The sequence below is a fragment of the Companilactobacillus baiquanensis genome (assembly GCF_003946605.1).
GTDB classification, from domain to species: domain Bacteria; phylum Bacillota; class Bacilli; order Lactobacillales; family Lactobacillaceae; genus Companilactobacillus; species Companilactobacillus baiquanensis.
Window position 1 is genome coordinate 375,686 of the sequence record NZ_RHOQ01000001.1, and the last position, 18,197, is coordinate 393,882.

Here is an 18,197-nt window from a genome sequence, read left to right on the forward strand (position 1 = left end):
TCTGATTTGTCAATTCAAATGATACATTTAATTATTCATTTAACAAAGATTATTTTAAAATTTCAATATTCAAAAGCGGTGTCGCTCCGTCAAAAATCAATTGATTGCAGCCATCAGAGAGTTTTGAATCAACTCTTCCTGGGATAGCAAAAATTTCTCGATTATTTTCAAGAGCAAGACCTGCTGTTATCAAAGCACCGCTATGAATCTTAGCCTCAACGACAATTAACTTTTGACTTATACCAGCAATAATACGATTACGTTGCGGAAAATGCCAAGGATTTGCTGTACTATCTGGTGGATATTCACTTAAAACTAATCCATAGTTGGCAATTTGTCTTTGCAAATTCTGGTTATTACGTGGATAAAATTGATTTAATCCCGTACCAATAACTGCAATAGTATTACCACCATTAGCTACTGCACAGCGGTGAGACCGACCATCGATCCCATTTGCTAAACCGCTCACAATAGTATAACGGTCAATTAAGTTTGGTACAAGACCATCAACACAGCTTATTCCATATTTACTTGCTGATCTTGACCCCACAATAGCAATCGTCTTAGTTTTCAATAGTTCGATCCTACCCTGGTAAAACAAAAGTGCCGGAGGATTATAAATTTCTCGTAAATTATCTGGATACTCATTACTTAAATAATTGATCGCATGAATTTTACCCACGTCTATTTTGTTAAATAATAGAAGGAACTGATCAAATTCATTTTTAGAACGTTCTTTTTCTACCATTTTAAGTGTATCCATTTCTAGATTAGCACTTTTTATAGATTTTTTTATTATTTTAAGCATATCTTGATTAGAAACCAGCTTAGTCATCCGACATTTTATTAAAATTTCCGTTAATTTATCCATAATAAAAACACCACTTTCTTAAACTAAATTACGAAAGTGATGCTTAATATAATTTATTAACTTGTCTAACTGGTGAAAAGCTCATTCGATGAATTGGTGTTCTGCCATATTTTTCTAAGGCTGACAAATGTTCTTTAGTTCCATATCCATCATTGTGGGTGAAATTAAATTCAGGATAAATTTGCGCATAAACATTCATTAGATGGTCTCGCGCCACCTTAGCAATGATACTGGCAGCTCCAATACTTAGAGATTTAGAATCACCTTTATACAATTTAGTCTGACCAATTTCAACCGGGATAGTCATTGCGTCAACTAAAATATGATCTGGTTTAACATACAACCCATCAATCGCATTTTTCATTACCAGCTCGGTTGCATGATAAATATTCTCCTGATCGATCAGTTTAGAACTACCTATACCAATACTAATATCAATCGCTTGTTCACAGATCTCTCGATAAATTTTCTCACGTTTTTTTTCAGAAAGTTTTTTAGAATCGTCAACTTCATAAAGAGTATTATCGGTAGGCAAAATAACCGCTGCCGTTACCACGGGACCAGCTAAAGGACCCCGTCCAACTTCATCGACACCGGCTACTAACAAATCATGATCCCAAAAACTTTTCTCAAATTGTTTCTTAGATTCAAACTTGTCTAGTAATTTTGCTCTTTTAATGCGCTTTTTTTCAAATTGGATCAATAATTTTTGAACTCCAGCTCGAGGATCATTTTGCAGATCTTTTAATTGATCTGAACTTATACCATCATTTAGTAACTCTTTAACATCACTGATAGTTAAGTTATTCTTCATAGAATTCACCGGGAACGTCAAAAGTGATTCGCCCAAATCTCAACTTTCTTACATCGTTGATGATTTTTCTTGAAGCCTTATCATAATCATCTTTATAACCAAATTTTTTAGTTAAATTCATTAATAATTCTGGCGTTGTACTATTGTATAAGTCCGTTCGATCAATTTTATATGCTTCCATCAATTGATCAATATAATAGGTTTCCATAAAATTCAAAGCATAAATTGCTACATCATCAGGTGAATAAATTTTATCTTTGATAGCACCTGATAAAGCTAGTTTCATACCCACTTTAGGATCATCGATCTTAGGCCAAAGAATACCTGGAGTATCCAAAAGATCAATACCTAAATCTGTCTTTAACCAATTTTGGTTCTTAGTTACACCTGGTTTATTTCCAGTAACGGCAACGTTCTTACCAACGATTCGATTTAAGATGGTTGATTTACCAACGTTAGGGATACCGACACACATTGCTTTAATACGATAATTTTTAACACCATTAGCTTCATACTTAGCAATTTTTTCAGACAATTCACCACGAATCAGATCCTTAATTTTACCTAGACCTTTGTTATGTTTGGCATCTAACTCGACAGATTTTGTACCTTCTTGTTCAAAATTAACTTTCCATTCTTTAGTGCGTTTAGGGTCAGCTAAATCAGCTTTGTTTAAAATAATAATGTGCTTTTTCTGATCGATTATTTGTTCCAATACTGGATTTCTAGAAGAAAAAGGCAGTCTTGCATCTACAATTTCTAGCACAATATCAACCATTTTCAAACGATCTTGCACTTGATTTTTTGCCTTGTTCATATGACCTGGATACCACTGCATCACCATAAATTTCACCTATTTCCTATCTGTGTCTTGATATTTTGCATATGTTTCGTCAAAAATAGTCATGCTAGGCAGATAACCTGCATTTAATTCTAAATACTCTGAAATTTTCTCATAGTCTTGTTCATGTTTGGGAAAAGACTGGTCCCGAAAAGCGTTGTTCGCAAATTCTGCGTCTGGTTCAACACTTTCTGTATTTCTTAAAGTCATTAAATACTCGTAAAAGCTTCGTTTCATATTTTGTTCCTTTACTGATTTTTAGTTATTTTTTCATTCATAACAAGAAATGATAATTTATCACGTTTTAAGTCGATATTTTTAGCTCTAATGCCATATCCTTCTTTTGTTGTAAATTTAGTAAATTTTAACAAAATAGTTTTATCACTACCATTAACACTTACCCAATCAGGAATTTTAAAACTATTCTTAATATAATTCATAACAAAGGTTATCGGCAATGACAAATCACCTATTTTTAATTTCTTAGCTTTTAATAATACATCCCCATTAGTTTTCGCATATGGTTGCATTACTAAATTAAAGTGTATTTTTGAACCTAAAAAGGCGATCGCACCAGTTAATTCAGCATCTTTTTTTAATTTTAATTGATACTGTGTCTTACCATCATTTAGTGTATTTTTTAAATAATACTGAGCCATTTTATTTGCCTCAGCCTTATTCATATTAACAGTAAATACCCTGTCACTGGAATCGATTTTAGATGTTACTTTGTATGTCTCACTTGGTGCACTCATAACCTTAGTTCCGATAATTCCTAATCCTACTACTAAAATTGCTACAAGTGCAATAAATGCATATTTCCAATAATTCTTTTTCATTATTTAATCAGCCAATCTTTCGTTGTTTTACTTACCTCATCAAAAACTTTTTCAGTCATCATATCATAACCTGTGCCATTTGGATGGAAATGATCCTTTTTATAGAGGTATGGATTAGTACCTGTTTTCTTAACTTTCTTATCTATCGCCTTATTTTGATAAAGGTTATTAATATCAATAAAGTAAGTTAACTTTTCCTCACTTGCTACTTGTTCTGATGCTTTATTCCAATTAATAAATGCTGTCTTAGCATTTTTAACATTAGATAAGTAAATACTAAAGGGATTGTAAATACCTATCAAATAAATTGGAGCATCACTATTGTAATATCTTAAATCTTCCAATAAATTTTTCAATCTAACATCAAATTGTTTTTCTTCGTTAGCAATATCAGTTTCAGTTAGATCAATTCCCTTTTTTTGTAATAAATGCATGAAATCATTTCCACCAACTGTAACTGTAATCACATCCGCTTTAGGTAGATCTTGATGCATTTTTTTATCAGATTTAATTCGAGAAATGATTTGCGTACTAGTATCACCTGAAACACCATAATTATAAGCATTAGTTTTAACTTTATACTTCTTTGCAATATCTTGTTTCAAGCGAGTCACGTAGCCTCCACCAACTGACTTTGAATCACCAACACCTTGGGTCAAAGAATCACCGACGGCGACAATGTTTATTTTAGATTTATTAGGATCAACTTTTTTCTTAGTTTTCTTAGGTTTAGCTTTTTTTATAGCAGTAGTTTGTGAACTATTTTGATTATTTAAATAAGAATAACCAATCCCACCACCAATCAGTAAAATAACAATTATTACTAATATCCATATATTTCTTTTCTTCATATATAATCCATCTTTCAAAAAAGAGGGCAAGACAGAATTTATCTCTCACCCTCTTTTATATATAAGTACGATCAAAGATCGTTATGTTTATTCTGTATAGAATTCAATTGCGAAAGCACCTGAACCAGCATGTGTAGCAATTACAGGGCTTGTAACTCTAATTAGCAAAGGAACATCTGGAACGATTTCTTTGAGCTTTTCTTTTAGTTCATTAACATAATCAAGCTTATCAACATAAGAAATACCAATAGCCTTAATGTTCTCTAAACTCTTGATCTCTTCCATTACATTATTCATATACTTTTCAATGGTCTTTCTACCACGACCACGTTTAGCGATATCCAAACTATTGTTTTTCAGTGTTAAAACTACATTAATATTTAATAGAGTCGACAACGTACTAGCAAAACGACTCAAACGTCCACCACGTAAGATATTTTCAATACTTGTAACACCCATGTATAAACGAGTTTCATCGCGAACTTTTTTAATGGCATCTTTAATTTCGTCTATTGATTTGCCTTCTTGTGACAATTGAGCTGCTTTAATAACTTGGAAAGCCAGGGCACGATCTGTAAATTCAGAATCGACAACTTCCATATGTTTATCAGTCATTTCAGCTACTTGTCTTGCAGCATTAACAGTTCCACTAATTGCTTCAGTCATATTGATTGAAAGAATATCAGTATAATCCTCAGAAATACCGTCAATAACTTTCATAAAAGTACCGATCGATGGTTGTGAAGTTTTAGGTAATTCCTTTGAAGAATCCATTTCCTCAACAAACTTTTCACGTGTAATGTCAACACCATCAGTATAGGTATTGTCATCAATATTGATAGTCAAAGGTACTACGCCAATGTCGTACTTTTCGATTTCATCAGCTGTTATTTGAATTGATGAATCGGTGATAATTTTTACTTTACTCATTTTATCCCTCTTTCACGATATAGGGTTTTACATTGTTTATTGGTTAAAGTATAACAGAAATCAATCAGAGTATTATACTGGTACACCAAAGTTTTCAGCTATTTTATTTGTTAAAACAAATTTTGCAAATAAATATTAACGTCACTTATCATTATATTATATTTACGACTGATATTGAAAATAAAAATAAGTTCTTAACCAAAATTAGTTAAGAACTTAAAAATTATTTTGAGGAATCTATATATTTATGTTTTCATGTTGCTTGTTTTTAGAAAATTTAAACATTCTAGAAAAGATAACGAACACTTCAGATCTTACTAAATCTATCAGATAACAACCAAGCATTATTAAAATAACGGATAGAAAACCAAATAAATTTACTTTGACCAAATTATTCAAATCTGAAAAATAAAATCTACTCCATAGTTTAGGTAAAACAAAGATATTTTCAGTTATCAGATAAATGGCAAATACATGCTTAGCCAATTGATTAATTATTGAACTGTAATGGCTTTTCATACTTACAAAAATCAAAAACAAGCCAATTGAACAAATTAAAGCAAAAAATCCCGTATAAATATTAGTGTAACGATTTTTAGAAACTATAATATCAAAATACATCTTCCCATAAATGATGGATAAATTAACTAAAAACAAACCTATCCCAATTAGGTAATTGATCTTATTAGATGTATCGACGAATCTTCTAATAAAAGTTCCAATAAGATAAGCAGTGATCAATATACCCAGACCTACCGATTCTGATGCCACATTATTATTTATCAAAGGAAAGATACTGCATGAACCAATCAAAATGATCAACAAATAAACAAACCTTCGCTTAGTTAGATTCATGATTGCTTTATTTATATACGGTATGAACAGCATCAATAAAATATAAGCTGTCACGAACCAATAATGATTAAAGATAAATGGTAGCAAAGATTTAAATAACCTAGAATCTTCTGTTAAAGACCAATTTTTAATTACAGCCATCATTAAAAATAAAAAACTATAAAAATAAAGCTGTAAATAAACATTTAATGCCTTCTTGAAAGTTTTTTCCTCATTGTAATCATTTGCTCCCATATAAAATCCAGTGATCATTACAAATGCATAGACGCCAATGTCCCCTAATGGCAAATAAAACAAAGAATAAAATGCATTTGTTAATTGATTACTTGCTATCAAAGCATCGCTTCTCGGACCCTGCGCCCATAAACTGAAGTGGTGCAAGGTGATGAATAGCATACTTAATATACGTAATAGCTCAATATTAGAATTTCTCATCCGACTCATTTAATCAAACCGACTTTCCCCTTATAGTTGGTTAATGAAAATATATATTAAATAATTTATCTTACTTTGCTTTTAAATTCCTCACTTGATTAAAGTAAAATGTAAAATTATCCTGTTATTAACATACCATATGAGATTAAATAATTATATATATAGTAAATATATAAAAATCATGCTAGTTTTGTGTCAACACTTTGAATGTTTTTCCGATGTATAAAATTGCAGGATTTATTGCACAAAAATAAGCCTTTTATTGTCATGCTTAGGACAAATAATTGGTTCCATTCGTTTATATACAGAAAGTTAAATTATTTTAATAACTAAATCGAATTACTTTCCCAAAACCTATCAATCTCATCCTTCAACTGCGGCAATGAACGAATCTTCTGATAATTTTGCCAATGTGCTGGAAACAAATTCGTATAACGACTATTAGCGAATCTCTGATCTAACAATAAAATAATCCCAACATCGTGACTACTTCTGATCAATCTACCAGCGGCTTGTAAAACATTATTCATCCCCGGTAATTGATAAGCGTAAGCAAAACCTTTGCCGTTTTCTTGATCATAATAATCACGGATCAAGTTATTTTCAGAACTCAACCCTGGAAGTCCAACGCTAACTATCCCTACTCCGATCAAACGATTCCCATCTAGATCAATTCCTTCAGAAAAAATCCCACCTAAAACGCAAAATCCGACCAATGTTTCTTTAGGATCAGACTTAAATTGATTTAAAAATTCTTCTCGCGCAATTCCATTCATTTCATTTTCTTGCTCAATTATTTTGACTTCAGGGCAAGCATTCTCAAATACCTCTTCAATTTGTCTAAGATAACCATATGAAGGGAAAAAGAACATATAATTACCTTTTTTGGCTTCAATTAATGTTTTTAAACTATCAACGATCGCTTTTTCACTATATTGACGCTTACTATACGTGGTCTGAATATATTGAGTTACCAAGATATCTTGATTTTGAGCTGGAAAAGGTGAAGGCAAGCGATATGCCAGACTATTATCACTACCACTCAAAATATTTTGATAATAATCCATCGGCGTAAGTGTAGCTGAAAATAAAACTGCTCCTGATCCTAGTTTTAATGAATTATCCAAAAAGTCACTAGGATCAAGACATAATTGCTTAATGATCACCCTTTGCTTATCAATTACGATCCTCGTACAGTAACTGTCATTAAATAAATTTCCAATTTTTACAAAAGTTAAACAATCAAAAAAGTAGTCTTGTACCGACTTAACCAGTTCCGATGGCTTTTGCTTTTGCAACCATTCGGTGATAAATTCATCAAATTTACGCAAGACTTTTAAAATTTTTTCTGGTGCTTCTTCTGAGATATATTCGTCTTCATCAAGTTCATCGGCTATTTGTTTAAAACAGCGACGAACTTTTTTTAATTGTTTTTGAAGATCCTCACTAGGTTGACTTTTATCAGGCTTAGCTAGTTTTAACAAATTACTGATTGGCTGATTTGAAATTTCTGCTGAATACATATCCCGGGAACGACTCACTAAATTATGAGCTTCATCGATCAAGAAAAAGTTCTCCGGATCACTTTCGGTGAAGAACCTTTGTAGATAGACTAAAGGATCGAATAAATAATTATAGTCACAAATTATCACATCGCAAAAAAGCGACGCATCTAAGGAAAATTCAAACGGATCAAGCATATGCTTTCGAGCATATTTTTCGATCACAGGTCTGGTCAATGTATCTTCATTTGTCAGCATGTCTTTTAAAGCTGGCTTTAATCGATCATAGTAACCTACCATATACGGATTATCTTCAGGCAATAGATCTTTTTCTTCAGGAAAACGAATTTGATCTTTTGCTGTCAAAGTAACGCATTTTAAATGTAGTCCTTGTTTCTCCATTAATTCGATAGCTTCTTCAGCAACATGTCTGGTACTTTGTTTAGCTGTCAGATAGAATAATCGCTCAATCAAATCTTCACCCATTGCTTTTAAAGATGGAAATATTGTTGAGATGGTTTTACCAGTTCCTGTTGGAGCCTCCACGAAAAGTCTTTTTTGTAAATAAATAGTTTTATAAACTGCCCCGGCTAATTCATGCTGCCCACTACGAAACTCAGGAAATGGGAAAGATAATTGTTTGATCGACTTATTTCTCGTCTTACGCAGGTCGGCTCTTAATTTAAGCCAATATTCGTATTCAGATATTAGATCATTGAAAAACTTTGTTAATTGAGACTTAGTAAAAACCTGTTTTACTTTAGTTACTTTTTCGGTAGTAACTTGAAAGTATGTTAATTGCAAAGTAACTTCATCATAAGCTTCATCCTGCAATAATAAATATCCATAAACCTTAACTTGTCCCCAGTACAAATCATTGGTATTCTCCGACAGATCCTCATATGCTTGATCTGAAGTCTTTATCTCTTCGATCAATGCAGCATTATCTGTCATCGAAATTCCATCTGCACGTCCGGAAATGACATAATCCTGACCATTCATCGTAACTGTCTTCTTTAAGTAAACTTCACTTTCATAGTCAGTCGATCTATGGCTTTGAATTTGCCGATGTATCCTGGCACCGGCTAAGGCAGTATTTTGGCTGTTCTTATTTTCAACCAGGTCACCTTTTTTCAAAACAAATTCAACCAACTGCCTAATTCCAATCTTCGTTGCCATAAAAACTCCTCTTTTTAAATCAATCAATTCCAATTATAAAACACACGTTCGTAATTGTCTTCAAAAAAGAGGACATGGCTTTTGTCATATCCTCATAATCTTTTTGTGTATTATAATGTAATTAAATAACCTGAAAGTCGAGATCTTAAATTGAATAAAATTAAGAAAACCTTTTCCAGAAGGTATCTAATAACCAATGAGATTTTTAGTGCGATAACTCATGGAATAGGTATAATTTTAGCTATTATAGGTGCTGTATTTCTACTGATCAAAGGATTTAAAAGTGGCGATCCCCTAACAATAACTGCCTATTTCATTTATGCATTTACCCTGTTCTTCTTATACTTGAGCTCAACTTTATTTCATAGTCTGTACTTCACTAAAGCACAGCGAGTATTTCAAATATTTGACCACAGTTCCATTTTTTTACTAATTGCTGGTACGTATACTCCATACTGCTTACTTGCTCTTAGAGGTTCAGCATTTGGGATCGTTATATTATCAGCCATTTGGTTATTAGCCATTTTTGGAATTTTATATAAAATATTTAACGTAGGTAAATTCAAATACTTTGAAACACTTCTTTATGTTTTGATGGGTTGGGCTATCATCGTAGCCATGAAACCACTCTATCAATCAATTGGATCAACTGGTGTTTGGCTACTAGTATTTGGTGGTATCGCCTTCACATTAGGTGCAGGTGTATATCTGATCAAAAATCTCAAATACGTTCACGTTATCTGGCACGTCTTTGTGATGATCGGTACAGCATTAATGTATTTTTCAGTTTACTTATATGTACATTAATTTCTTTGATAAGTTTCGAAGGTATATGGATAGATATTTTTCTCATCCACAATACCTTCTTTTTTTTCGGTTAAAGTAAATTTACTATAATCTAAATCGATCATTTTAACATCGCCAGTAAATTCATGATTGATCCTAGTTACATAGAGTCGATCGACAACATCTTTAAATTCTTCAAAGACTTTACTGCCACCAATAACAACAACTTCAGATTTCATATTAGCGTGATTTTTCAAATCACCATAACTATTTATTAAAATAGCCGGTTTAGCTACCTGATAATCAGGATTTCTAGACATAACAATATTTAATCGTTTTGGCAGTGGTCCATTAGGAAAGCTCTCATAAGTTTTTCGTCCCATTACAATCGTTTTTCCAATAGTCAGTTCTTTAAAACGTTTCATATCGTTGGGCAGACTCCAAGGCAATTTACCTTTATAGCCAATTACGTGATTTTTATCTTCCGCCCATAAAAAACTAATCATTAAATCACTCCTTTAAACAGCAACTGGTGCCTTAATCGCTGGTGCTGGGTCATAACCATTTAATTTAATATCTTTAGTATCAAGTTCAAATATGCTTTTATCAGAAGTAATTTCTAGTTTTGGACCAAGTTGTGGTTTTCTAGATAATTGCAATTCAACTTGTTCAATGTGATTGGAATAAATATGTGCATCCCCAAGTGTATGAATAAACTCACCGACTTCTAAATTAGTTTCACGAGCAATTAAGTGTGTTAATAATGCATAACTTGCAATATTAAAGGGAACACCTAAAAACAGATCCCCACTTCTTTGATAGAGTTGACATGACAACTTACCATCGTTCACATAAAACTGAAATAGTGTATGACATGGAGGAAGTGCCATTGTTGGTACATCTTCTGGATTCCAAGCACTGACGATCAAACGACGTGAATCAGGATTCTTTTTGATTTGATCAATAACATTTTTGATCTGATCAATAAAACCGCCATCACGAGTTTGCCAATGACGCCATTGTGCACCATAAACAAAACCTAAATCTCCATATTTATTAGCAAAATTATCATCATTTAAAATTTTTTCATCAAAAGCTTTTTTTTCAATTTTATAATCTTTAGCAAAGTCATCATCAATTAAACTGCGACGACCAAAATCAGTCATATCAGGACCAGTATAATCAGAACTTTCAATATATTTTTTAAAAGCCCATTCATCCCAAATATGATTTTTATGCTCTAACAAAAATCTAATATTAGTATCTCCATGTAAAAACCAGAGTAATTCACTTTTTATTAAACCAAAAGGAATTTTCTTAGTGGTTAGTATTGGAAATGACTTTTGTAGATCAAATCTCATTTGGTAACCAAAAGTACTGATTGTACCAGTACCGGTACGATCAGATTTCTTATGTCCATTTTCTAAAACATATTTCAACAAATTTAAATATTGTTGCTCGTTGTCCATCAGTCTTCTCCTAGGCAAATTGTCCTAAATATTCCCAACGTTCCATCAATTTATCTGCTTCAGCATTTTTCTCATCTAATTGACGTTGAAAGTCCATTAATTTTTGGTAATCATTGCTGTCATCATTTAATTGATTCTTCAAAGCAGTGATTTCATCATCTAGTTTTTCAATTTTTGGCTCTAATTTATCGAATTCTACTTGTTCAGAGTAAGTTAATTTAGTCTTTTCAGCTGGTTTTTTCTCTTCATGTTCAGCTTTTTCTTCATTTTTCTTTTCTTTAACTTCTTGATGCTTTTCTTGACTCATTTTTTCAACGTAATTGGAATATGAGTCGTAGCTTTCTTGGATCTTACCGTTACCCTTAAAAATCAATAGTTTATCGGCTACTTTATCTAGGAAGTAACGATCATGTGATACTGCCATTACTGTTCCCTTAAAGTTCTCTAAATAATCTTCAAGAATAGTTAAAGTTCCAATATCCAAATTATTAGTTGGTTCATCAAGTAGTAAAACATTAGGTTGTCTGATTAAAATAGCTAAAAGATATAGACGTCTCTTCTCGCCACCAGATAATTCTCTAATGTAGGCTCCTTGCATTTTATGGTCAAACATAAAGGTATCTAACAATTGTGAAGCAGACATTGATTCGCCATCAGAATTTCTTACACCTTGTCCAATACCTTCTAGATATCTGATAACCCGCTTTTCTGGATCCATATCTTCAGTATATTGTGTGTAATATCCAATCTTAACCGTTTGACCAGTTTTGATCTCACCAGAATCTAAAGGAATCTTTTTAACAATAGTATTCAAAAAGGTTGTCTTACCAGAACCATTAGCACCAGTTATTCCAATTCGATCTCCTCTTGTGACCAAATAACTAAAGTCATTGATGATCACTTGGTTATCAAACTTCAAATTGGCATCTTTTATATCAAACACATCATTACCTAATCTTTGTTGGGCAATGTCAATTGTCATATCCATTTTAGCTTCTGGTTTATTACTAAGATCATCTTTCAAGTCTTGAAAACGATCTTTTCTAGCTTGTTGTTTAGTTCCACGAGCTTTTACACCTGCACGCATCCATTCCAATTCTTTTTTGAACATCTGCGTTTTATGATGTTGCTCAGAATTATAAATTTCTTCATTAATTGCTTTTTGTTGGAGATATTTTTCGTAATTACCAGAATATTCAGTAATATTTTGATTCTCTAATTCAAGAATTCTTGTTGAAACTTTATTTAAGAAGTAACGATCATGGGTTACAAACAGAACAGAGCCACGATACTTATTTAAGTAACCTTCTAACCAATCGATTGCTTCATAATCCAAGTGGTTAGTTGGCTCATCTAGGATAAGTAGATCAGAATCAGCAATTAAGGCTTGTGCTAAAGCTACACGTCTTTGTTGACCACCTGACAACTCTTTAACTAATTTATCCAGTTCAGTAATTCCCAGTTTATTTAAAATAGATTTAACATCTGATTCCATTTGCCAAGCTTCAGCAGCATTCATTTTTTCCTGTAATTTAAAGAATTCATCTTGAATTTTTTTATCAGTTGAATTGTTATTGAATTGTGTCAATGATTTTTCATATTGACGGATCAATTGAAACTGTTCGCCATTACTAGCAAAAACAGCATCAATGACCGAAAGATCCTCATCTAATTCAGGTTGCTGTCTTAGATAAGTAATTTTATAATCCTTGGGCATTTCCATTTCAATGGTATTTAATTCATTATTATCAACTATCCCATCCAAAAGGGTAGTTTTACCAGCACCATTTAATCCAAGCAGTCCAATTCGGTCGCCTTCATTAATTGTAAATGTCACATCTGTAAAAAGCGTTCTTTCTCCAAAAGATTTGGAGGCATTAGATATATTTAAAGTTTTCAAATAAGTCACCACATATTTTTTTAATTACTTAATATTTTAGACGAACATAACCATTAAAAAAAGAGATTAGGCTAAATTAGCCCAACCTCTTAAATATTACAATTGATTTCTGTACAAATCGAATACTGTATGTGCAGGGTCAATTGTTAAGTAGAGATTACCATTCTTCTTTGAAATAGCTGATGATTGATAAATGTTATCTAATCCGTCAGCATCCTTCTTCTTGAATGGGAAGTAAATTTGTAGTGGATCTTTGTCTTCGTCATCTTCAAAAACAAGATCACATTTTTCAATATCTTGATACTTCATGATACGATTGAACATTCCATCGGCCATAGCAGCTGTTGAAACATCAGCGTCTTTAATATAGTCAGCATCTGGAAGAATTTCAATTCTAAAGCGCTTGCATGGATGGATCTCTTGCATTCTGCCTCCTGAAATACGTCCATAACTAGTTGTAACTCGACTTAGCCAAACATCGCTCATTTCACTATGACTTACTGTCCAAGTATCATCGTTTCTAAAATAGAACTTCAATTCTTTAAATACATGCTTTGACATATTATCACCCTTTCAATACTTTATTAACTTAATGATACCACAGCATTAACGATTGCTTAACACATAACTTTTTAATTCATCAAAATTATTGGAAACGTTTTCTTCAACGACTGATTTCTCAACATTTTTAAGGATCTTTCCAATTTCTGGACCAGGTTTTATATTTAATATTTTGATTAAATCATTACCAGTAATTGCTAAATCATGACTTGATCTGATGGGTATTTTCTCAATAATTTTTGAGAGTTGATTATAATTAATTTCAATATTGAATAATTGACATAACTTAACTGTTCTTTCAAAGTTATCTACACCTAAATTATAGATCTCCCAGACAGAAAATTTTTGATCAGCAAATAATACCAGCATCTCATAAATTTGCAAACTAACTTCCCGAGTTTTATTGGACACTTTCCAAACTCTTAAAAGTTTATTTAGTTCTGAGTCGGATAATTTTAAAATAAACCCGATTGCTGCCCACACCGAATCTTCATCTTGAAATTTAATAGGATTTAGATTGGTCAATTTGTCTAACTCTGATCCATGCTGCTTCATTCCGGGAGCATAGTCACAAAGTTTAAAGCTCAAAAAATTAGCAAATCCCTTTTGCCAAGCTTGACCTAACATCATTTTAATGAATTCTTCACGTGTTCTTTCAACAGCAATTTTTTCTAACAAGTGAGCATTAACTGAAATTGCTTCAGCTGTTTTGGTTTCAATTTTAAAATCCAGCTGAGATTGAAATCTGACCGCACGCATCATTCTCAAGGCATCTTCATGAAATCGCTCTTCAGCTTTACCTACGGCGCGAATCAAGTGGTTATCAAGGTCTTTTAATCCATCAAACTTATCGATCACATCACCATTTCGATCCAATGCTAGTGCATTAATAGTAAAGTCACGACGTTTCAAATCATCTTCTAATGAGCGCACAAATGTAACTTGGTCAGGTCGTCTATAATCTTGATAGCCTGACTCAGTCCTAAATGTAGTAATTTCATAAGATGAACCGTTAAATAACACCGTCACAGTTCCATGTTGAATACCTGTATCAACGGTATGTTTAAATATCTCTTTTATTTCTTCAGGATAAGCACTAGTAGCAATATCCACATCATGGATCGGTAAGCCTAGAATATGGTCGCGTACACTTCCACCTACAAAATAAGCCTCATATCCGGCCTGTTCAATTTCTTTTAAAACCGGCAGAGCTCGTTTAAAGTCTGCGGGAAGTTCTCTCATACGCATAAAAATACCTCACCTTTTTTAAATCTGTTCTAATAACTCTTGCATATCAATATTATCTGGGTCAAGTTTCAAATACATTTGCACTGCAACTTTTAATACTTGGCGATCACCACTGCTACGAAGGATTTCAATTACATCTGATAAATAATCAAGATTATCTTTAAATTCATCAAATACTAATAAGATATTATCTTGAGCCAGTTTTTGATTGTCAGTCTCATAGTATGACTTAGCTAAATTCCAAGTAAGTTTAGGATTATTACCTAAATCTCTACCATCTAAAAGATCTAGGTTATTTTTAAATTGACCTCTTGTGATATAGAAATCACTTAATTTGATTATCAATGGTAAAGGATTTTCTACTTTTTTAATACCCGTCTCAATTAAATTCAAAGCTTCAGATAAATTTTCCGAAGTTCCAGCCTCAAAAGCAATCATATATAGATTCTCATCAAGCTCATTTAAATTTAATCCAAGTTGAGCATACTTAAAGGCATCATCATTTCTCTTAAGATTCAAATAATCATCTGCCAAGATACTATAAGCTGTTGGATAGTCATGATTGACCTCAAGTAACTTCTCCAACACTTTAACAGACTTATTATAATCTTTTACCTGATTATATAAAAATCCTAATTGATACTGGGCATCTTCATTTAATTCAATTGCATTTAATTGTTCAAATTCAGCGATAGCCTCTTCATATTCCCCAGAACCGGCCAATGAACTAGCTTTACGCAAGACGATTGAAATACCGGAATAGTTATCAATACCTTCATCTAATAAAATATCATAATAAGTTAAAGCTTTATCAAATTTATTTTCATCAAAATACAATTCAGCCAAAGCAAACTTAAAAACATCTTCGTCTTGAAATTCTCTAATACCTGTTAACAGTTTTTGTTCGCTAACTTCATATAATCCTTGCGATTGATAAATATCAGCTGATACCAACAAACTTTCAGCATAAGCTTCATCATCAGGTTCTATCTTAGTTATATAATCTAAAGCCTTATCCGAATCACCATCTGATACAGCTATTTCAGCTAATCTAGAAAGGATTTGTCCTTCATCTGGGTAATGTGTCAATAATGCTTCATAAACTACTCTAGCCTGCACTGAAAGACCTCTGCTCAATAGTGTTTCTGCTAGAGAAAATTGTGTTTGGTCGTCGTCTTGTTCAATTGATGATTGGATCAATCCATCTACATCACTAAAATCACCAGCATCAATATTTTCAATTACCTCATTTGCTTTACTCACAAATTTACCTCCATAATTTAAAAATAAAAAAGACGGTCAATTGACCGCCCCCAAAAATAACTCTATTTAACTGAATCCTTCAAAGCTTTACCTGGCTTGAATGCAGGAACCTTGCTTGCAGGAATCTTAATTTCTTCACCAGTTTGTGGGTTGCGACCCTTACGAGCAGCACGTTGACGTACTTCAAAGTTACCAAAGCCGATTAATTGAACTTTGTTACCTTCTGATAAGTTTTCTTGGATTGATTCAAAAACAGCATCAACTGCTGAAGTTGCATCTTTCTTTGTCAAACCTGTTTTACTTGCAACACTATCGATAAGTTCTGCTTTATTTGCCATACATAATACCTCCGGAGATTTGTATAAATAATTTAGAACACATGAACGACGACTGTGTTCATCATTCCATTATTCAAAATACCATAGCACCAAGGCTGTGGCAAGTTTTAACCCCTTAAAATGGGGGAATTCTAAATTTATTTAAAATTTTGGCTTAAATACTTCCAAATTAGCGTCAATTAAGGTTTATTTGCGCTTTCTTGGCAAGATTTTAATTGGTGTTCCTTCAAAGTCAAATGTGTCTCTTAATTGATTAATTAAGAAACGTTCATAAGAAAAATGCAATAATTCGTTGTCGTTAACAAATACTACAAATGTTGGTGGTTGAACCGCCACTTGAGTCATGTAATAAATACGCAATCTTTTACCATTAACAACCGGTGTTGGTGCAATCGACGTGGCACGCAATAATAGGTCGTTTAAGATAGCTGATTGAATTCTTCTTTGACGATTATCGTAAACTTTTGATACTAGTTCAGGAATTTGATCTAATCTTTGACCTTTAACAGCCGAAGTGAACAAAATCGGTGCATATGAAAGATATTGGAATTCAGTTCTGATCTGATTTTCAAAATCTTTCATTGTATGAGTATCTTTTTTTAGAGCATCCCATTTATTTACAACGATAATAACACCTTTACCGGCATTATGAGCATATCCTGCAACACGTTTATCCTGCTCACGAATACCTTCTTCAGCATTCAAAACAACACAAACCACGTCTGATTTATCGATCGCACTTAGGGCTCTTAAAACTGAATACTTTTCAGTATTTTCATAGACCTTACCACGTTTTCTAATACCAGCAGTATCAATAATCGTAAAGTCCTTATCCATTTTTTCATCGTGATATTTTGTATCAACAGCGTCACGAGTAGTACCTTCCATATTAGAAACAATTACTCGCTCATCGCCAAGAATGGCATTAACTAATGATGATTTTCCAACATTAGGACGTCCAATAAAACTAAATTTAACTGATTCATCCTCTTCATGTTTGGCATCAGCAGGAAATGCATGCACGATTTCATCCAAAAGATCACCAATACCAGTACCTTGTGCACCAGAAATTGGATTTGGATCACCAAAACCTAACGTATAAAAATCATAGATATTTTGACGCTGTTCAGGATTATCAGCCTTATTTACTGCTAAAACGATTGGTTTTTTAGTTCTATAAAGAATTTTAGCGACATCTTCATCCTCTTTAGTCACACCATTTTGACCATTGACGATAAAAACAATAACATCAGCTTCATCTATCGCAATTTCAGCCTGATTTTTGATTTGAACGGTCAAAGGTTCGCCACTCATATCAATACCACCTGTATCGATCAATCTAAATTCTTTTCCCAACCAACTTGCTCTGGCGTAGATCCTATCTCTAGTAACGCCTGGCGTATCTTCAACAATAGATAGACGTTCATTGATAATACGATTAAAAATCGTTGATTTACCAACATTAGGGCGTCCTACTAATGCAACTACGGGAACAACCATAAATCTACCTCCTCA

The 18,197-nt window shown here is 32.7% G+C and carries 18 protein-coding genes; 1 reads left to right on the forward strand and 17 read right to left on the reverse strand.

The features are described 5' to 3' along the window. Window positions 1-49: 49 nt before the first annotated feature. From dprA to EKM77_RS01895, 9 genes are all read right to left on the reverse strand, one after another. Window positions 50-871, reverse strand: a complete 822-nt coding sequence (dprA, locus tag EKM77_RS01855) for a DNA-processing protein DprA (protein WP_125592065.1) — start codon at window positions 869-871, stop codon at window positions 50-52. Between the two features lie 43 nt (window positions 872-914). Continuing rightward, a complete protein-coding gene (locus EKM77_RS01860; protein WP_125592067.1) occupies window positions 915-1,685 on the reverse strand; it encodes a ribonuclease HII in 771 nt (256 codons plus the stop codon). Beyond that, a complete protein-coding gene (ylqF, locus tag EKM77_RS01865; protein WP_125592069.1) occupies window positions 1,675-2,529 on the reverse strand; it encodes a ribosome biogenesis GTPase YlqF in 855 nt (284 codons plus the stop codon). The genes EKM77_RS01860 and ylqF overlap by 11 nt, the downstream gene beginning before the upstream one ends. A gap of 9 nt (window positions 2,530-2,538) precedes the next feature. Then, window positions 2,539-2,763 carry a YozE family protein gene (locus EKM77_RS01870; protein ID WP_125592071.1) on the reverse strand — a complete coding sequence of 75 codons (225 nt, stop codon included), beginning with the start codon at window positions 2,761-2,763 and terminating at the stop codon, window positions 2,539-2,541. Between the two features lie 11 nt (window positions 2,764-2,774). Beyond that, a complete protein-coding gene (locus EKM77_RS01875; RefSeq protein ID WP_225425167.1) occupies window positions 2,775-3,365 on the reverse strand; it encodes a YpmS family protein in 591 nt (196 codons plus the stop codon). Further along, a complete protein-coding gene (locus EKM77_RS01880; RefSeq protein ID WP_125592075.1) occupies window positions 3,365-4,216 on the reverse strand; it encodes a DUF459 domain-containing protein in 852 nt (283 codons plus the stop codon). Before EKM77_RS01880 ends, EKM77_RS01875 begins: the two co-directional genes overlap by 1 nt. Window positions 4,217-4,303: 87 nt before the next feature. Next, window positions 4,304-5,146, reverse strand: coding sequence for a DegV family protein (locus EKM77_RS01885; RefSeq protein ID WP_125592077.1), 843 nt, complete (start codon window positions 5,144-5,146; stop codon window positions 4,304-4,306). A gap of 237 nt (window positions 5,147-5,383) precedes the next feature. Beyond that, complete coding sequence (locus EKM77_RS01890) at window positions 5,384-6,445, reverse strand: acyltransferase family protein (RefSeq protein WP_125592079.1); 1,062 nt, start codon at window positions 6,443-6,445, stop codon at window positions 5,384-5,386. A 320-nt stretch (window positions 6,446-6,765) separates the two neighbouring features. Beyond that, entirely contained in the window at window positions 6,766-9,117 is a 2,352-nt protein-coding gene (locus tag EKM77_RS01895; protein WP_125592081.1) for an ATP-dependent DNA helicase, read from the reverse strand. A gap of 150 nt (window positions 9,118-9,267) precedes the next feature. On the opposite strand from EKM77_RS01895, the gene trhA reads away from it, so the two are divergent. Further along, on the forward strand, window positions 9,268-9,924 hold the full coding sequence (gene trhA, locus EKM77_RS01900) for a PAQR family membrane homeostasis protein TrhA (RefSeq protein WP_125592083.1): 657 nt from the start codon (window positions 9,268-9,270) through the stop codon (window positions 9,922-9,924). Here the strand turns inward: trhA and EKM77_RS01905 are convergent. The 8 genes from EKM77_RS01905 to der form a co-directional block, all read right to left on the reverse strand. Further along, entirely contained in the window at window positions 9,921-10,409 is a 489-nt protein-coding gene (locus EKM77_RS01905; protein ID WP_125592085.1) for a dihydrofolate reductase, read from the reverse strand. The genes trhA and EKM77_RS01905 overlap by 4 nt on opposite strands. 12 nt (window positions 10,410-10,421) lie before the next feature. Beyond that, entirely contained in the window at window positions 10,422-11,372 is a 951-nt protein-coding gene (locus EKM77_RS01910; RefSeq protein ID WP_164507688.1) for a thymidylate synthase, read from the reverse strand. Window positions 11,373-11,382: 10 nt separating this feature from the next. Next, a complete protein-coding gene (locus tag EKM77_RS01915) occupies window positions 11,383-13,272 on the reverse strand; it encodes an ABC-F family ATP-binding cassette domain-containing protein (RefSeq protein WP_125592087.1) in 1,890 nt (629 codons plus the stop codon). Between the two features lie 96 nt (window positions 13,273-13,368). Continuing rightward, entirely contained in the window at window positions 13,369-13,833 is a 465-nt protein-coding gene (locus EKM77_RS01920) for a hypothetical protein (RefSeq protein ID WP_125592089.1), read from the reverse strand. 45 nt (window positions 13,834-13,878) lie between these two features. Next, complete coding sequence (locus EKM77_RS01925; protein ID WP_125592091.1) at window positions 13,879-15,081, reverse strand: CCA tRNA nucleotidyltransferase; 1,203 nt, start codon at window positions 15,079-15,081, stop codon at window positions 13,879-13,881. 18 nt (window positions 15,082-15,099) lie between these two features. Then, entirely contained in the window at window positions 15,100-16,344 is a 1,245-nt protein-coding gene (locus EKM77_RS01930; protein ID WP_125592093.1) for a tetratricopeptide repeat protein, read from the reverse strand. A gap of 62 nt (window positions 16,345-16,406) precedes the next feature. Next, window positions 16,407-16,682 carry an HU family DNA-binding protein gene (locus EKM77_RS01935; protein ID WP_010623460.1) on the reverse strand — a complete coding sequence of 92 codons (276 nt, stop codon included), beginning with the start codon at window positions 16,680-16,682 and terminating at the stop codon, window positions 16,407-16,409. 186 nt (window positions 16,683-16,868) lie between these two features. After that, window positions 16,869-18,182 carry a ribosome biogenesis GTPase Der gene (gene der, locus EKM77_RS01940; RefSeq protein WP_125592095.1) on the reverse strand — a complete coding sequence of 438 codons (1,314 nt, stop codon included), beginning with the start codon at window positions 18,180-18,182 and terminating at the stop codon, window positions 16,869-16,871. Between the last annotated feature and the right edge of the window lie 15 nt (window positions 18,183-18,197).

Excerpts from the sequence above, each read along its gene's own strand:
- dprA (WP_125592065.1), bottom strand. The coding sequence starts at position 871 with ATGGATAAATTAACGGAAATTTTAATAAAATGTCGGATGACTAAGCTG.
- EKM77_RS01860 (WP_125592067.1), bottom strand. The coding sequence starts at position 1,685 with ATGAAGAATAACTTAACTATCAGTGATGTTAAAGAGTTACTAAATGAT.
- ylqF (WP_125592069.1), bottom strand. The coding sequence starts at position 2,529 with ATGGTGATGCAGTGGTATCCAGGTCATATGAACAAGGCAAAAAATCAA.
- EKM77_RS01870 (WP_125592071.1), bottom strand. The coding sequence starts at position 2,763 with ATGAAACGAAGCTTTTACGAGTATTTAATGACTTTAAGAAATACAGAA.
- EKM77_RS01875 (WP_225425167.1), bottom strand. The coding sequence starts at position 3,365 with ATGAAAAAGAATTATTGGAAATATGCATTTATTGCACTTGTAGCAATT.
- EKM77_RS01880 (WP_125592075.1), bottom strand. The coding sequence starts at position 4,216 with ATGAAGAAAAGAAATATATGGATATTAGTAATAATTGTTATTTTACTG.
- EKM77_RS01885 (WP_125592077.1), bottom strand. The coding sequence starts at position 5,146 with ATGAGTAAAGTAAAAATTATCACCGATTCATCAATTCAAATAACAGCT.
- EKM77_RS01890 (WP_125592079.1), bottom strand. The coding sequence starts at position 6,445 with ATGAGTCGGATGAGAAATTCTAATATTGAGCTATTACGTATATTAAGT.
- EKM77_RS01895 (WP_125592081.1), bottom strand. The coding sequence starts at position 9,117 with ATGGCAACGAAGATTGGAATTAGGCAGTTGGTTGAATTTGTTTTGAAA.
- EKM77_RS01905 (WP_125592085.1), bottom strand. The coding sequence starts at position 10,409 with ATGATTAGTTTTTTATGGGCGGAAGATAAAAATCACGTAATTGGCTAT.
- EKM77_RS01910 (WP_164507688.1), bottom strand. The coding sequence starts at position 11,372 with ATGGACAACGAGCAACAATATTTAAATTTGTTGAAATATGTTTTAGAA.
- EKM77_RS01920 (WP_125592089.1), bottom strand. The coding sequence starts at position 13,833 with ATGTCAAAGCATGTATTTAAAGAATTGAAGTTCTATTTTAGAAACGAT.
- EKM77_RS01925 (WP_125592091.1), bottom strand. The coding sequence starts at position 15,081 with ATGCGTATGAGAGAACTTCCCGCAGACTTTAAACGAGCTCTGCCGGTT.
- EKM77_RS01935 (WP_010623460.1), bottom strand. The coding sequence starts at position 16,682 with ATGGCAAATAAAGCAGAACTTATCGATAGTGTTGCAAGTAAAACAGGT.
- der (WP_125592095.1), bottom strand. The coding sequence starts at position 18,182 with ATGGTTGTTCCCGTAGTTGCATTAGTAGGACGCCCTAATGTTGGTAAA.